This is a genomic window from [Phormidium] sp. LEGE 05292 (genome assembly GCF_015207735.1).
In the GTDB taxonomy this organism is placed as follows: Bacteria; Cyanobacteriota; Cyanobacteriia; order Cyanobacteriales; family Aerosakkonemataceae; genus Floridanema.
Genome location: NZ_JADEWG010000025.1, coordinates 33,342 through 49,825, shown reverse-complemented (window position 1 = coordinate 49,825; position 16,484 = coordinate 33,342). Strand labels below are relative to the sequence as shown.

The 16,484-nt window shown below is 40.5% G+C and carries 15 protein-coding genes; 8 read left to right on the top strand and 7 right to left on the bottom strand.

Annotation, left to right across the window (positions count from 1 at the left end; all coding sequences use genetic code 11):
* Positions 1-26: 26 nt before the first annotated feature.
* From IQ264_RS09980 to IQ264_RS09965, 4 genes are all read right to left on the bottom strand, one after another.
* On the bottom strand, positions 27-653 hold the full coding sequence (locus IQ264_RS09980) for a hypothetical protein (protein ID WP_193980622.1): 627 nt from the start codon (positions 651-653) through the stop codon (positions 27-29).
* A 347-nt stretch (positions 654-1,000) separates the two neighbouring features.
* Entirely contained in the window at positions 1,001-2,635 is a 1,635-nt protein-coding gene (locus IQ264_RS09975; protein ID WP_193980621.1) for a CHAT domain-containing protein, read from the bottom strand.
* Positions 2,636-2,737: 102 nt separating this feature from the next.
* Complete coding sequence (locus IQ264_RS09970; RefSeq protein ID WP_193980620.1) at positions 2,738-5,047, bottom strand: protein phosphatase 2C domain-containing protein; 2,310 nt, start codon at positions 5,045-5,047, stop codon at positions 2,738-2,740.
* Positions 5,048-5,121: 74 nt separating this feature from the next.
* Positions 5,122-5,379 (bottom strand): DUF6737 family protein, encoded by a 258-nt coding sequence (locus IQ264_RS09965; protein WP_193980619.1) that lies wholly within the window; start codon positions 5,377-5,379, stop codon positions 5,122-5,124.
* Between the two features lie 277 nt (positions 5,380-5,656).
* On the opposite strand from IQ264_RS09965, the gene IQ264_RS09960 reads away from it, so the two are divergent.
* A complete protein-coding gene (locus IQ264_RS09960) occupies positions 5,657-5,920 on the top strand; it encodes a hypothetical protein (protein ID WP_193980618.1) in 264 nt (87 codons plus the stop codon).
* A 208-nt stretch (positions 5,921-6,128) separates the two neighbouring features.
* Here the strand turns inward: IQ264_RS09960 and IQ264_RS09955 are convergent, their stop codons facing one another.
* Both IQ264_RS09955 and IQ264_RS09950 read right to left on the bottom strand, forming a co-directional pair.
* Complete coding sequence (locus IQ264_RS09955) at positions 6,129-6,482, bottom strand: NAD(P)H-quinone oxidoreductase subunit M (protein ID WP_193980617.1); 354 nt, start codon at positions 6,480-6,482, stop codon at positions 6,129-6,131.
* A gap of 148 nt (positions 6,483-6,630) precedes the next feature.
* Positions 6,631-7,179: a 3-isopropylmalate dehydratase gene (locus IQ264_RS09950; protein WP_193980616.1), complete on the bottom strand. Its 549-nt coding sequence runs from the start codon at positions 7,177-7,179 to the stop codon at positions 6,631-6,633.
* Between the two features lie 485 nt (positions 7,180-7,664).
* Here IQ264_RS09950 and IQ264_RS09945 point away from each other — a divergent pair, with 485 nt between their 5' ends.
* Positions 7,665-8,489, top strand: a complete 825-nt coding sequence (locus IQ264_RS09945; RefSeq protein ID WP_193980615.1) for an HpsJ family protein — start codon at positions 7,665-7,667, stop codon at positions 8,487-8,489.
* Positions 8,490-8,589: 100 nt separating this feature from the next.
* Entirely contained in the window at positions 8,590-9,498 is a 909-nt protein-coding gene (locus IQ264_RS09940; RefSeq protein WP_193980614.1) for a glycosyltransferase family 2 protein, read from the top strand.
* Positions 9,499-9,596: 98 nt separating this feature from the next.
* Here the strand turns inward: IQ264_RS09940 and IQ264_RS09935 are convergent, their stop codons facing one another.
* A complete protein-coding gene (locus IQ264_RS09935; protein WP_193980613.1) occupies positions 9,597-10,124 on the bottom strand; it encodes a type II toxin-antitoxin system HicB family antitoxin in 528 nt (175 codons plus the stop codon).
* A gap of 403 nt (positions 10,125-10,527) precedes the next feature.
* On the opposite strand from IQ264_RS09935, the gene IQ264_RS09930 reads away from it, so the two are divergent.
* The 5 genes from IQ264_RS09930 to IQ264_RS09910 all read left to right on the top strand — a co-directional run bounded on the left by IQ264_RS09930 (position 10,528) and on the right by IQ264_RS09910 (position 16,462).
* Complete coding sequence (locus IQ264_RS09930; RefSeq protein ID WP_193980612.1) at positions 10,528-11,253, top strand: DUF502 domain-containing protein; 726 nt, start codon at positions 10,528-10,530, stop codon at positions 11,251-11,253.
* A gap of 226 nt (positions 11,254-11,479) precedes the next feature.
* Positions 11,480-12,106, top strand: a complete 627-nt coding sequence (gene nusB / locus IQ264_RS09925) for a transcription antitermination factor NusB (RefSeq protein WP_193980611.1) — start codon at positions 11,480-11,482, stop codon at positions 12,104-12,106.
* 152 nt (positions 12,107-12,258) lie between these two features.
* Positions 12,259-14,004 (top strand): signal recognition particle-docking protein FtsY, encoded by a 1,746-nt coding sequence (gene ftsY / locus IQ264_RS09920; RefSeq protein ID WP_193980610.1) that lies wholly within the window; start codon positions 12,259-12,261, stop codon positions 14,002-14,004.
* A 506-nt stretch (positions 14,005-14,510) separates the two neighbouring features.
* Positions 14,511-16,025 carry a PP2C family protein-serine/threonine phosphatase gene (locus IQ264_RS09915; RefSeq protein ID WP_193980609.1) on the top strand — a complete coding sequence of 505 codons (1,515 nt, stop codon included), beginning with the start codon at positions 14,511-14,513 and terminating at the stop codon, positions 16,023-16,025.
* 179 nt (positions 16,026-16,204) lie between these two features.
* A complete protein-coding gene (locus tag IQ264_RS09910) occupies positions 16,205-16,462 on the top strand; it encodes a hypothetical protein (RefSeq protein WP_228061414.1) in 258 nt (85 codons plus the stop codon).
* Positions 16,463-16,484 lie beyond the last annotated feature (22 nt).

Below are 16,484 nucleotides of genomic sequence, written 5' to 3'. Positions count from 1 at the left end.
GTAAATAGCTAAAGCTTTCGATTTAATTATTCGTGATCTAATTCTGCTAAAGCATAACGAGCGATCGCTAATCCTAAGCGTGCTTGTTCCACGTCAGATAAATCAGAAAAAGGTAATTCCCTGATTGTGGCAATCATTGAATCAATAACAGCTGTTTCTGTTCCCCGCATTGCAAAAGCCAAAGGACGAGAAAATAAATATAAATCTCCCTCCGGCCAATTAGGTAATAATTCTTGTACACAACATACCAACTGATCTGCCAAATTCATTTGATTATCAGCACGCTCTTTGCCAAACTTCAGCTGACAAGCTTTATGAGAAATAGTTTTTAACCAAGCACTTGGTACACGAAAAGCAAACTTTTGTTGCAAAATAGCAAAAATATCTTCTGCCCCTAACTGGGGAACATCAATAGCCCAAATTGCGTCAAGTTGGTTATAGAAACTTTGGGCTTTTTCTTCTACTTCTTCTATCCAATCATCTAATTGAAATGTCTTTTCTAACTGAGCAAAATAACAATCAGCATCTTGTTCCGTAGGATTCCAATAATAAACTGACTCTTCCTCATTTTGCAGCAAGACCTGTAATAACTCTTGTTTTGCTTGAGAATAGAAAGAAGGGAAACATCCTGAACCCCTAGTTTGACTAGCCATGATTTTAGCTCCTGAGTCTTATTTTTAACTAACGCTGTCCGTAGTTAGACTACATCAGCACTCCCACCAGTTCCGTAACTTTCTGCTTTTTCACTATAAAACAGGAATTTGGTTTCGAGAGTAGCTTAGGATATGATTTCAGCCCAACTTTGTATTGAGGAATCACGGAACAAGTAAAAGAGGTAAAGCATTAATAATACACTGAATTTTTACCATGTACTAACTTCTCCTGATTCCTAACTTTAAGGGCTACCAATCCAAGCTGGGACAAGCTAACAGAAATTATTCCCTGTTCAGGAGTTCCCTTCCCTGAGTAAAATATCCCACTCGGCAAGCCAATAGCCACTTTAACTTCCAATTACAAACTCCCAAGCCTGACCTTTGGAACTACCAAATTTTAGTTCCATTCCTGATTTGAGGGGTACTTGCTCATGATGGACTTTCTGTATACCATCAGGCCCGGAAACTAGAGTACCAAACCGAGAAAAATCCCGTAAAAAGTAATTTGGCTGAGCACTATTAGTATTCAAACTAGTACAGCGACAAATAATTTCTGCGTGAGTTTGGGAAACCCATTTTTCCTCAATTACCAAGTCATTTTTCTGAGCGCGTCCAATGCGGAGCAAGCCGCTGTTGATAGGAGAGATATTTGCCGTAAAACCAACTGGACGGAGATAAGCATTTAGGAGCGGACGACCGACGGAAGTGGGCGAATCAGGAGGTAATTCAGTAATATCGGGGATAACTTCGAGTAGTTGACCATCAAACTCTGGATGGATGTACAACACAGGCAAAGTCCAAGCTGGCTGATTAAACTTATAAAGAGTCAATAACTGCTGTCTAGCTATAGCTACTGCTTGGTCAATTGGTTTTCGTTCTGCTAAAGCACGGGAAAAAGCTTCAATAAAACTAATTGCTTCTCGATCGGCGATCGCATCTCGCATTGCCAACACAGCAGGTACACCATGATGAATCAGTACCTCAGCTAAACTGCTACGCCCAATTGCTTGATTATCAACTCTAGCTGATTGCGCCCCCCAACAAGAATTAAATACTGCTAACGTGACTCGGCATCTAGTTAACACCTGCGCCAGTTCTGTACCGTTCATTGCCACACCAGGACGCAGAAACAACAAACCACCATTTGGTGCTGCTGTGCCATGTCCGGCATAAAACAACACATTATAAATGCCATTTTCTAAGGTGGAAATTAATTCAGCAGCGGTTGGCATAATCAATGTGTCTACCTGACAAGGAACAAAGGTTCCCAAAGCTCTAGTATTATTCAACACACTATTTTCTAAAGTTGATGCCAGTAACTTAGCTTCCTGTTCTAACTTTAAACAGCCACTACTAGAGGAATTTTGTCCTGTTGATTCTTCTCCTAAAACTAAAAGAATATTTAAACTTTGTTCAGTTCTTAGCGGGGGTAAAGGTGCAACATCGCTGGTAGTACGACTAAATAATAATTGTTGACTTAGAGAAATTGCCTGTTTGCCTATTTGGGGTTGCATAATTTCCCAAGGCATGAGGATTAAATCTGGGTCACGGACTTCTAAACGTAACCGCAAAGCTTGAGTTGGCCCAATACCAATAGCAATTCCCTGACTACGTTCCAAACAGTTTTGAATTGGCCCATCAAACAACCATTTCCACAGGTCAATTCCCAGCTGTTGCATCAGATGTCCGCTGTAAGTCGCACCTGCTTTACTGGGACTGTCTGGTATTACTACTAAAGTTGGCGCGATCGCTCTCTGGTGCGCGGGCATTTTAGCAGACTGCGACCAACTAAAAGGAGAGAACATATCCTGCCAAACTAACCAAGTTTGTGCTAAAGATTCGGGAAAAATACAATCATGATGGACGTGCCCACCAGGATAGGGTGCATTCCAAACCCAAACGGCAAAATGTTCTGCCTTACCAGATACTTGATGCAGTCGGTCAATAGAGATGTTGAGGCAAAGGCTTTTAGTTGGCAACATTCAGAACTCTTGAATATTTGACCTGGATGGAAGCGATTTTTGCTTTCAATTAACAGTGTATCGATTCTTTAACTCATTCTGATGCTATTCCAGCCACAAATATTATGTTTCGCTATTGCCATTCTGAGAATAGCATCGTCCTGATGGGGGCGATTCTGAAGGGGAATATTCTTGAATATAAGGTTCGATCTCAGTTTGTTTAATCCAACCTTGTTGGCCTGGTTTAATTACCTGAAATGTAGAGGAAATAGCTTGAATCGGTTTTTGGTTGGGATTGTTGGTTTTTGGTTGTTGAGGAATAGAGCAAACTTTCACTAACAGCCAGCGTTCTTGTTCCCGCAAGTCTTTGCGTTCAATCTCTAGAATAGTATTATCAGGAATAGTGCCTATTATTGCTTGATTTTCGGGAAGTTGAGAGCTTTTCCGCAGCAATAGGGTTTTCAGATTTTGATTAGTTGGGGATGGGGGAATTTTAACTTGGATCAGGGTTCCTGGACTCAGAGAAGCAGCTGGTTTTGGGTTATTTAGGGGAGGAGTAGTAGTTGCCGTTGGTTGTTGTTGCTGTTTAAAATTACTGACTAAGGTATCTACTCGATAACCGATCGCTGGAACCCAAAGGTAAGCTAGTAAACCACTTAAACCTAATAAAAAAGTGATTCCGGCTAAAAGTGGAAATAGGCTAGGTGAGTTATTTTTAGTTACCAATAAACGGGTTTTGAATTTTGAGAATTGATTATTTTCAGTTTGTCTTCCCAATGGGGAATTAATTGCTATTCCTTGTTCCCCGATCGCTCTTTCCTGTGTTTGCTGTGGCGAATTTTGTTTAACTTGGTAGTAAACTAACCCGACGGTAACATTGTCATGACCGTTTTGGATATTAGCTATTTCAATTAGTTTAGCTGCTGCTGTGGATAAATTGATTTTCTTTTCTAGAACCGGGAGTATTTCTTTATCCCAATTTTGTTCTACGCGATCGTTATCGCTAAGTCCATCTGAGCAAAGCAGAAAAATACAATCTTCGTCAATAATAAAACGTTGCACGGTAGGACGGAGATGATGAGAAGAACTCATTCCCAATGCTTGAACTAAAGCGCCTGTTCCTACTTGTTGTAAACTTTCCCGATAAAGTGAGTAACCTAAGCGAACTTCTCTTGATGCGATGTCATCATCTAGGGTAACTTGATGGCAACCTTTAGAGGTAATCCAGTAAGCGCGACTATCACCAACATGGGTAATATAAACTTCATGGGGATAACCTTTTGCCATGACTAAAGTTGTACCCATTCTTTGTCGTTCGGAACGTCCTTCGTTATCGTTACGTTGGCTAATGCGATCGTTAGCTTCACAAACAGAATTTTCTAATTCTGTAACTAAATCAAAATGATTACTATTTAACTTTTGAGGAAATTTGTCTAACCACTGTTGTACTGTTTCAATTGCTAACCCAGAAGCCACATTTCCCCCTTCATGCCCACCAATTCCATCACATACAATTACTGTGGGGGATGAACTGTGACAATTTTCGGCACGTTTTACCCCTTGCGGTGATGGGGGAGGAAAACAAGCATCTTCGTTGCGTTGTCTGGTCGGCCCTGTATCTGTTAGAGTAATAATTTGATAAGAGCAAGTTTGCGATCGACCCACAACTTCTAAAATTTGATCTAACTCTCCAATCAACTCTTCACTACTCTCCAACTCTTCTGCGATCATTTTTTGACAGAGTTGTTCGAGAAATTCTTCAATTTCTGGTTTAGCTTTAGGGACTAATTGCCACCAAAACTGTCCCAATTCTCTTAAAGTTGGTTCTGGTACAGGTGATTTCTGTAATTCTAACAACCGCACCACCTGACCTTCTACCCGCAATAATTGCGAATCTAATAAACTGGCAGCTACCCCTTCGCTCTCCAAAGGTTGCCACAAATGAGCTATTTGCCACAACCAATTTAACTGACGCATTGGCGTAGCATCATGCCAAACTTTAGTTAATTCTGGCAATAAAATTAACATAGGTGATTTTCCAGGTTTTTGATTTGGAATCACCTGAATAGCAGATTGTTCTAACAACCAAATATCTGTATACTTACCTTTCTTATGTGGTGGTAGTTTTCCATATACTTGAGGAACCTGGAGCTGATAGGGAAACAATCGCAGATAAGGTAATATCCAATCAGCAATATCTTCTGTATAAGGTAAAGGTATCCCAGGTTGAGTATCTAAGAGAATCCGCTCCTGTTTCAGCAAAAAACGATCGCCAATCAACTTTCCAGGCTTTAAAGCCTCGACTCCTTTTCCCACCACCCATAAATAACGCTTTTCTAAGGGGGTGCGACATTGCTGGCAAAACCTGTGAGTCTCTGGGTTGGGAGCCTGACAGTTTAAATTAAAGCAAATAATTTGTGCAGTATCTCCCATATCATTTTCTCATGCCGATCGCCATTGGAACATAAAGAACCGAATCATCGTTCATTTTAGCGTTTGAGTCTGAATCAGTTACTCTCATCCTGGTCTGAAGTTGGTGCAGGATAATGTTCGAGAATACCACTTTGTCTAATTAATTGCGGCCAAATTAGCAAAAAGAAACCCATCCAAGCCAATATTGGTATAGATATCACTAATGTTAACCAAACTGTCCGCAAAATGAACCAACTACCACTAATCAATATAGTACCAGTTAGGAGAATTGACCAAGGCTGACACCACCAAGGTTTGTAGTTCCAAGGATTGAGAGGTTTTTGTCCTGTCATTCGATTTGGGATTTTTGATTTACGCTTTGAACTGAGGTTAAGATTCCAGGGTAACTTAAAACTCTTAGCAATACATAGTTATTGTTTAAGTCATTAAGACAAATTTTAAGTAGGGGTGAAACCCCGCTTTTGTTTTCCCCTTAGTTGGTTTAGATTAAAAGATAATAGTTAATCTACAAATAGCAAAACTGTCAGTTTCTACCTAAAGGTATTATTTATTTAAAATTACCTTTAGTCTGACTGTTTATGCTTTCTTCTAAATATCAGGGTGTTATCTATGTGGGAAAACTTATTGCATCATCCGCCTGGACAAAAAAATTCGTCAATTCATCATTCTCCAAAGAGTGAAGTTCAAGAAACGCTGAATGATTTGAAACTTTCTCGCCAACATTTAACTCGATTAATGAACTTGGAAACTTGGGCTATTGTTGCTACTATGGATGACTTATTTCCAGGATTTTGGCATCGGTTTATGAGCAATCGTCAATTAGCTTTAAAAAATTTAGTGGAACAACAAAAAGATTTGCAGAAAAACAGCTAACTTAACTAAAGTTGCTAGAAATGGAATGTTGTTGTACTTTCTGTGTTCTTATCCCAGTGGTAATAAAAGCACTAAAGCGCAACAATTTACTCAATCCCAGACTCAATGAACATAACTAGCGACTTTAGTTAAGTTAATTCGGGAAATTGGAAAATGACAAAGGGATAAAACGCGGGTTTGTTGCTTTCCCCTTTGCTCATTTTTAATTTTAAGATGGTTTTAATTCGCCCTGAGAATCAACTCGTGGTAAACCCATGCTGTAGTTGACAACACGACTGTTGAGATTATAACTAATCTCACCTTTTTGGAGCATGGTACGAACAAAGTGTTCTAAGTCAGAACCAATGCGTCGGAGATTATATTCAGTTAAATCTTCGCCGTTACAAGTTTCAACTAGTTCATCAAATTGGCGATAAACTTTTTGCAAAGACTCTTCGTTCCAATTTAATTCGTTATCTGGATCGATATCTAAAGTTAATACATTTTCACTAGGAACCAATTCGTTGTTTTCAACTACAGCAGTAAAGATGCGGATATGACGGGTTGTAGATTTGAGTAGCATAGTCAGGATAGTTCTAATGCCAGGAATCGTTTGCTTAAATTGTATTGTAAAGCCTTGTTAACCGATCGCAAATTTTAGAGGCTAAGGGAACAGGGAACAGGGAACAAATACTTTTGTCACCATGTTCCAGGGCTTAGGTTAGTAAAAATCAGACTTTACTGGCAATCATGCCTGTTTTTCTTGCGTAGGCGAAGATGCCGCCTGCATCAATTACTGGGCCGACTTCTCCTAGTGGTTTAAGGTCGAAAGTTTTTCCTAGTGTATGATTGATTAATTGATTTTTGCCAAAGTCAATGGTAACTTCTTGACCAGTGGTGAAGGACTCGCATAATCGTTCCGTAGATTCCCAGGGGTAAAGTTCTCCAGTGGCGGAACAGTTGCGGAAAAAGATCCGGGCGTAAGATTGGGCGACTACTGCTTGAACGCCGGATGCGCCTAGTGCGATCGGAGCGTGTTCCCGTGAAGACCCACACCCAAAGTTTTCCCCTGCAATTATAATCGGATATTGGGTTTTCATTTCCCCAGGGGAGATAAACTTGCCGTAGCGATCGGGTAATCCTATCATCGCATAACTGCCTAGCTTTTCATATTCATCTGGCTTCGAGGGGACTAAAGTCAGATATTCAGCGGGAATGATTTGGTCAGTATCAATGTTGTCATCAACAACAAAAATAAGTCCCCGAATTACTTTGTCCATGATTAAATTTTCTAATTTTAAGATTAACAACAGTTTGAGTTTACTCAGCAGTAGATGATATAAGTTATTTTTACCATCAACCTGGAAGTAACTTTCAATAATTGTACAGGGAATTTACTGATTGAACAGGTAGTAAAAGCTGGTTATAACTTCAGCAGATCTGAGGATGGGGCGAACAACCCGAAAAAAGATTTACAAATTGTGAGATTCTGGAAATTAGAGGGCATTCTAGGTAATAGAATATGATGTGCAGGGAATTCAGATGCTCATCCATATTAAATCTAAGTAATGAGAGGAACTCCTAAATCATTATTAAATGTCTGAGCCAGCGTCGAGAAAAAAGTAAGGTTTAAAGAATGTTGTTCTTGATAAATCAAGCTTTCAGACTACTCGGAACGCTGTCGGCATCAGAAAACCCATGACAGACTAGAGGTAGTTAACGATCGTATTCAACTAAACGATTCGAGATTTTAGTAAAAAGAGCCATGAAAGCAAGTACAAACCGTCCATTATCTCCACCAGCTGCTTTAATTCTCAAGTTGATTGGATTAATCTGTATACTGTCTTTTTTAGTAGACGCAATCACGTTGCTAATTCCCTTCAATCCTACCGATCGCGGATGGCAAATTAACTTAACAACACAGCTAGTAGAAAGGGGAGTTATCCCTTTAGTGGGGATGGCATTCCTGTTTGCTGGCGTTTGGATCGATAGTGTAGCTGACACATCTGGGAAAGGTACCCCTGTTTGGCAAATTGTCAAATTAATCGCATTGGTACTTTCGGGAATTTTAGGCTTACTTTACCTGCTAATTGCGCCTTTGCACGTCAATAATGTGCGGATTCAGGCTAATACAGCGATCCAGCGAGTAGATGAACAAGCCAAACAAGCAGAAACTCAATTATCTAGTGATGCGTTTAAAACCCAAGTAGAACAGCGACGCACCCTAATTAAAAACCAAATTGGGGAACTAATCAAAGACGACCAAAAGTATAACCAAGCACTGCAAAGCCAACAAGTACCCAAAGAAGTCAAAGATATACTTCAGCAGTCCAAAGCAAATCCCCAAGTACTTGATGACTTCTTAAATCAACAAGCTAAAAGCTTTAGTAACCAAACTTTGACTCAAATTCGGGAACGCCAACAACAAATAGAAAGTCAAGCTAAAACTGCGGCATTAAAATCTCAACTTCAAATTGGACTCAGCAGTGTGTTATTAGCATTAGGCTTTTTTATGACTGCGGGAACGGGATTAAGAGGTATAGTGAACCTCCCATCAGCACCCCGCAAAAATTCGTCACCAAAGCGATAAACAGAGACTTTGAACGATGTATCGTCAGAGTTGATTGTCAGGGTACTCTAAGGCAAAGATCGAAACAATCTTTATCTTTTCGCCTAATTGGAAGTTTTACATGATTTCGATTTACATCCTGACCTATAACGAAGAAATTGATATCGCCGCTTGCATTGAGTCAGCAATGCTGTCTGACGATGTGATTGTAGTAGATTCTGTAAGTAGCGATCGTACTGTAGAAATCGCCAATCGCTACCCAGTGCGAACAGTTCTGCATAAATTTGAAAGTCACGGACAACAGCGAACGTGGATGCTACAATCAATTCCCGCCAAATATGACTGGGTGTACATCCTAGAAGCTGATGAACGTATGACTCCCGAACTATTTCAGGAATGTCTACAAGCAACTCAGAGTCAGGAATACATCGGTTACTACGTAGCTGAACGAGTCATGTTTCTGGGTAGCTGGATTCGCCGCAGCACCCAATATCCGCGTTACCAAATGCGTCTGTTCCGCAAAGACAAAGTTTGGTTCACTGATTATGGTCATACAGAGCGAGAAGTCTGCAACGGTGCCACCAGTTTTCTCAAAGAAACTTACCCCCACTACACCTGTAGCAAAGGATTAAGTCGCTGGATTGAAAAACATAACCGTTACTCCACAGACGAAGCAAAAGAAACTCTGCGTCAGCTACAACAAGGTGAGGTTAACTGGCGAGAGTTGTTTTTTGGGCAAAGCGAAGTAGAAAGAAGAAGAGCACTCAAAGATTTATCTCTGCGTTTACCATTTCGACCATTAATCCGATTCATTTATATGTATTTTTTACTCGGAGGAATACTCGATGGAAGAGCAGGATTTGCTTGGTGTACCCTACAAGCTTTTTACGAATATCTCATTATGCTCAAAGTTTGGGAACTCAAGCATCAGCCTTTACCCAACTTTGAAGTAACTCACAACTTCCCTACTTCTGAGTCCGCTGTTGTCGAAGCAACTACCGACTCAGCTAAGTTGAGTTCTTCTACTTAAAAGTAGACATCTCCAGAAATTAAAGGTGCATTACCTGAAAAGCTGGGAGAGACGTTATATATAACGTCTCTCCCAGCTTTTTTGGAGATGTCTAATAGTTATATCTCACTATTTACAACCACTAATTGCTTAAAAGTCTCCATCTGTTGTTCAGTTAAGGTAATTGTGCGCTCTGAAAGAATTTTATAAATCCTTTCGAGTTGATTGTTGATGTTTTCACAATCCCTTAAAGCGTTCCTTTCACTTAATAGAGATATTACATATTGATTAAAACTGACTCCTTCACTTTCAGCACTCTCTACTAATTGTCGATGCAACGATCGAGGCATTCGGAGTAAAACCTTACCGCTGTAATCTTTCCCAGTTTTAGGTAAGGGAATATCATCTCCAAATTCGTAGGCAGTTTCTATCCACAATTCCCGCGCTTCCTGAATGTTGGACAGAACTTCATCAGGTGTTTCCCCTTGAGTTAAACATCCAGGTAGATCTTTGATTTGCGCTACATATCCGCCTTCTGGTTCGGGATATACTGTTACCGGATATTTAAGATTTAAGTAGTACTCCAAAGATGGTTTTTTTAATTGTTCATTCTTTTCATCTGGAGTCTTCTTCGGACTCTTCTTCATTCCATTTATCCAAATTCAATAAATTAATGATTTCTTCTACATAAGTTGCTTTAACTTTTTGTCCACTCTTTCCTAGTACTAAATATAGTACCAAATTTAAGTAAGAAGGGTGAAAGCGGAAGCTACCCGAAAAACCACCGATCGAGAGTGCTAATTTGGCAAAAAGCTTCGCTATACCAAATATTTGGCTATTTGGCAGATAAACTTGTTTGCTCTGCTCTTTTGGTTTTAAATTAGATGCAGAAAAGTGTAATCGCTGATACTATCATCAGTAATCCCTTTTATACTGAGTTGCCTGCCGAAGTGGGAAAACCGCTTGCTTAAGGTACGGCAAAGTGAAAGAGGGTTTACTTATTAAGTTTTATAATTTTTCCAACAGGGTAGATAGTAGAGTGGGCGATCTGTGTTCCAACGCTTGAAGCAGGATTTAAAAAATGACCTGATTGCAGGTCTGTTGGTAGTTATTCCCCTTGCTACCACTATTTGGTTGACGGTGACTGTAGCAACTTGGGTAATTGATTTTCTCACCCGAATTCCCAAGTGGCTGAATCCTTTTGATGGGCTACATCCAATTTTAGTGAATTTGCTGGATTTGGCTGTGGGACTAGCTGTTCCCTTGTTGAGCATCTTGATAATTGGTTTGATGGCGCGTAATTTTGTCGGTCGTTGGTTTTTGGATGTTGGGGAACGAGTACTGCACGCTATTCCGTTAGCTGGATCGGTTTATAAAACGCTGAAACAATTACTAGAAACTGTATTGAAGGATAGTGGTGGGAAGTTTCGCCGGGTTATTTTGGTGGAGTACCCCAGGCGGGGAATTTGGGCGATCGCATTTGTTACAGGCACTCTCAGCAATGAAATGCAAGCTCACTTGTCCAACAAACCAATGCTGAGTATATTTATTCCCACTACACCCAACCCGGCTACAGGTTGGTATGCGGTTGTGCGAGAAGACGAAGTGGTAGACTTGGGTATGTCGGTAGAAGAAGCCTTTAAGGTAATTATCTCCGGTGGTATTGTTAGCCCTAGTCCTTTAGCTCCCGCATCTCTTCCCAGGTTTCCTGAACGGCAGTTGGAAAGTTCTTTACCAGAAAGTAAACTGCAAGTCTTACCTTTAGAAGAAGCTTAGGGGAAAGTTTAATCAGGATTTACAGATTTACCAGATTTTTTGATTAATCCTGATTATCATGTAAATCAATAAATCCTGGTAGCGAATTTCCCTTTTTCTCCTTGTACCCCGATCCCCCTACTGAATTTTTCTATCTTGTACTAGAAATTTATTTGCTATCTGCTATGTAAATTAGCTGTTCAGCAATCAACAAAAAAGACAAAAATTAGTAATCACAGGAAATATTATGCAGTCTCGTCAAGTTGCCCGTGAATTGGCTTTACTGAGTTTATCTCAGATGCCGACAAATCCTGAAAAGATTTCGGAACAGGAAATCCCTGATTTTATTATTGCGGCGATCCGAACTTTAACTACAGAAGTTAAAGAAGCTTTGGAGGAAGCTGCTGGAGAATTACAACGTGCGGACGATCGCTTATTACACAGCCAAACTCGTGCTGTGGATATCCAAAGTGCGAGAAAGATGGTTCAAGAAGCTATACAATTAGCTTCTGGGGCAATTAACCGCATGGGTAGCTCTGTGGAAATACCCGAATTTATTCAGCTAGCCAACCAAAGAGACGTTCGCAATTATGCTGAAGATATTGTGCGAAATATGATGGTTAAACGCGAGGAAGTTGATGAACTGTTGTCGTCAGCAATGGTAGATTGGCAATTGAATCGGTTAGCTAGAATCGATCGCGATATCCTCAGAATTGCTGTTTGTGAAATCCTATTTTTAGGCATTCCTGAACGAATCGCGATTAATGAAGCTGTAGAATTAGCTAAACGTTACAGCGGTGAAGACGGTTACAAATTTATTAATGGAGTTTTACGTCGAGTTAGTGACAAATTAAAATCCCCAATTAGTAATTGATAATTGATAATTGGCATAAAGCGATCGCCAAAAAGCGAGGAGCAACAGGGAAAGATTAAAGGGTAAAAGATACAGATAGAAATTATCCTTTAAGTTTTTCCCTTCTGGAAAAGCTGGATAACTGTTTAGTGACTAAATGAAATGTAAGTGTTATGGTTTTTAACTGGTTTCGTCGTCAATATAACGATAAAGATAAAGAAAAAACTGAGAAACAACCAGAGACAACTCCGCCTCCAGAGTCTAAGGTAGAATCTACTGAACCCTCAGTTTCGCCACAGCCACAAGCGACGGATGATTATTTAGCTTGGGCAAAAGCTGCTTATAAAAATATTCAGGCTAAACAGAAGTCAGAAACAACTACAGAAACTAATGTTACTGCTGAAGAAACAGCAGCGGAAACTCCTGTCATTGAAACTGAAGAAACAGCAGAAACTTCTGTAACTGAAACAGTACCCGAAAATATTGTTATTGAAGAAACTGCACCGGAAACTCCTGTCACTGAAACCGTACCCGAAATTGTAGTTACGCAAGCAATGACGGGGGAAATTCCTGTAACTGAAAAAGTACCCGAAAGCGTGGTTACGGGAGAAACTGCACCGGAAATTCCTGTAACTGAAATAGTAACCGAAAGTGAGGTTAGGGAAGAAGTTGCACCGGAAACTCCTGTCCTCGAAACAGTTGCAGAAACTGGTGATGTGGTTGAAGAGGTGGAAGCAGCGCCAGAGGTGGAAACTCCGGTTCAAGTTCCTTTTTGGGCAAAAGACGATCGCCAAGCGAGGTTAGAACGGTTAAAAGCTACAGCTATTGAAGAACCAGAACCAGAAGTACAAACAGCGGCGAAGGTAGCGACACCAGAAACCACTGTAACAGTAGAAGAAATTCCTGATTTTGCTTTTGATGATGGTTTTGTCTGGTCGGCGGAAGTTTTAGCCGCCCAAGGTCGTCGTCCAGAAGACGTTTCTATTGAAGAGATTACCTGGTTAAAGAAACTGCGGCAAGGTTTAGACAAAACTCGACGCAATATTGTTAATCAGTTAAAAGCGATCGTTGGTCAAGGGCCGCTCAATCAAGATGCAGTAGAGGAAATAGAGTCTTTGCTGTTACAAGCTGATGTAGGAGTTGAGGCGACAAATTATATCATAAGTGCGCTACAAAGTAAACTACGGGAAGAAGCTTTGCCGCCGGATGCTGCGATCGCCTACTTAAAGCAAATCCTCCGGGAAATGCTCGAATCACCCCTGCAAAAATCGGCAAAACCCCGTTTTGCCCCCGAAAAAGACACATTTAATATCTGGCTAATTACTGGGGTAAATGGAGCTGGAAAAACCACAACAATTGGTAAAATTGCACACATTGCCGACAAATCAGGCTACAAATGTTTAATTGCTGCTGCTGATACCTTCCGCGCCGCCGCAGTACAACAAGTAAAGGTTTGGGGACAACGCAGTGGTGTAGAAGTAGTTGCCAATCCAGGGAATAATACCGATCCAGCAGCAGTAGTATTTGATGCTATTAGTGCAGCAAAATCACGGGGTACAGAATTACTCTTAGTTGATACAGCTGGACGACTGCAAAACAAAAAGAACTTAATGGACGAATTATCAAAAATTCGGCGAATTATTGACAAAAAAGCGCCAGAAGCGACGATAGAATCTCTATTAGTTCTCGATGCAACTCTCGGTCAAAATGGCTTGCGCCAAGCGGAAGTTTTCGCGCAAACAGCCCAACTCAGTGGTGTAGTATTAACCAAATTAGATGGAACTGCCAAGGGTGGGGTAGCTTTAGCTGTAGTAAAACAGTTGGGTTTACCAATTCGTTTTATTGGTGCGGGAGAAGGAATTGAAGATTTACGACCCTTTTCTAGTTACGAATTTGTAGAAGCTTTGTTAAGTGGTTAAAGCTGAAGATTTTTTGCTATTTGGAGGGAAGACTACCAACCGAAGCCGGAACAGAGGATACAGAAATAATTGTTCTCTGTTCCCTTACCTGACCGAATTGTAAACAATCTTAAATTTTTTGGTTACTTTTAGCAAATTAATACATACTGGGAACGGAATTATAAAAATTAAGTGAGTATAAATACATAAAAGTTGAAAATAATTTTAGAACTGTGGTAGATACTATCTTTAGATATAAGCCAGTAGTAGATATTAATACTGTTATGGTGGAATCATTCGCTAGAATTTATCCCAATAGTTAAAGGTGCTATCCTACCCAGACTCGGTTAAAATGTTGACCACCCTGCCATTGATCTGATAGAACTTTGTTTCTTGGTAATAATCAAGGCAGAATGAAGAGCAATCCATACTTTTGTCTCTTTATCTTGATGCGCTAGGTAAACCCCTTGCTATTCAATTTGCTATTGCTTTTATCGCTAAATAAACTAATCCAGATGGCTTAGGTAATGAATACTGTGCCCCTTTCTCAACTTTCATCTGAATCCGGCGACGATTCGCGTAGCGATAATTACGGGAATCGCGGCGAAAACACTTCCGATGTAACTCCTGTGTTTGCACTTAAACAGTTGGTAGCGCGTTTGTATCGGGAACAGCATAAAATCCAAGATTTGTTGAGTTCTTTAGGGTTTGCGCTCAGATCGTTCAACAATCTGAACCAATTTTTAGAGCTAATTCCCTTAATGGCAACCAGAGTCACTGATGCTGATGGTAGTGCTCTAGTGTTATTAAAACCCAATGGTCAAGTAAAGCTGGAACAATTACACTACCAAGATAATCTTCAGGGAATAGATATTCGCAAAGCGATCGAAACAGCAACTTTAAAGGTGAAAGATGCAACGGCGAGAAGTACTGCTTTAGCAGATTCTGAGAGCGAGCAATTTAATCTTGAGCAAGCATCGGGAGTGGAAAAAGGACTGGCGCTTTTAGATGCTCAAGTAAGTCGCTGTTTAGGATCGGATATTCATTTGTTTGGGACAGCAATTTTAGTCAAGCAAATGGAACGAGGGCGGCTATATGTGTTTAGCCGCGATCCAGAATATACTTGGACGGAGACGCGACAGAAGTTGGTGCGGTTGGTGGCAGATCAAACAGCAGTGGCGATCGCAAATGATGAACTAACTGTAGAACTCCGCAAAAAAGAACGTCTAGACAGAGAATTAGAAATTGGCGCAGAAATTCAACAGCGGTTGCTACCTCGGCAATGTCCGCAAATTCCCGGTCTTGAATTAGCAGCTCGTTGTCAACCTGCAAACCGAGTAGGCGGAGATTATTATGATTTTATTCCCACTCATTATGTCCAGCCGGGGAAAACTGAGGGCGCAGACATTAATAAAAATAGCCCGGTGAAATCTGCTCAAGGACGTTGGGGCATCGTGATTGGCGATGTTATGGGTAAAGGTGTGCCAGCTGGTTTAATTATGACTATGACTAGGGGAATGCTACGGGCAGAAGTTCTCAACGGACACTCTCCCGGTCAAATTTTGCAACATTTAAATCAAGTGATGTATGCCGATTTAGAAAATTCCCATCGGTTTGTCACTTTGTTTTATTCAGAATACGATTTACAAACGGGTATTCTTTCTTACAGCAATGCGGCTCATAATCCGCCATTGTTGTGGCAAGCAAGCAGTAATTCTGTCCGACGCTTGGATACTTTGGGAATGTTGATCGGTTTAGATTCTAATTCTCAGTATGAAGAGGCACAGGTTCAACTAGCTGCTGGCGACACAATTATCTATTACACTGATGGTTTTACGGAAGCTGCTAACCCGAATGGAGAACGCTTCGATGAAGAAAATTTGATGCAGGTTTTTCAGAAAGCGTGTCAAAATTGCCAGGAACCTCAAGCAATTTTGGAGTATCTGTTTGACCAAGTACAGCAATTTATCGGTCAAGGAAATCGCAATGGTGATGATATGACGCTGGTAGTAATGCGAGTACACAAGGGGACAAGGGGATAAAGAGAAAGAGGAAAGGAAATCAGCTAAGGCTTTTGACCGCACCTGTACAAAAGAATACGTAAAAAAGGTGGTTGACAATTAATTATTGGGCAACTCTTTTTTTAGTGATTTTACATAATTAGTTTTCGTTAGGTGATCTTCACCATACAATAAACAACAGGAAATTATGGTGAGGAAAAGTGGCTATGGTTGCTAACTTAATGCAAACAATGATTGGTTGGTTATCGGTTCAAGTTTATGGAAACGATACACTGCCGATGCTAGTCGCGAAAATGCCTTACTGGTCTATAGTATTGGCATATAACGTTAGAGAGACTAATCTCTGGGGACAAGTGCAAGGTGCTTGGAATCATTTTGTCCAAACAGGTCAAATCTGGGCAATGATTATTGGGCTTATTCTGGGCTATTTCATTAAAGGATTCACTACCTTTGGTTAATTCGCCGCAAATTATTGACAAT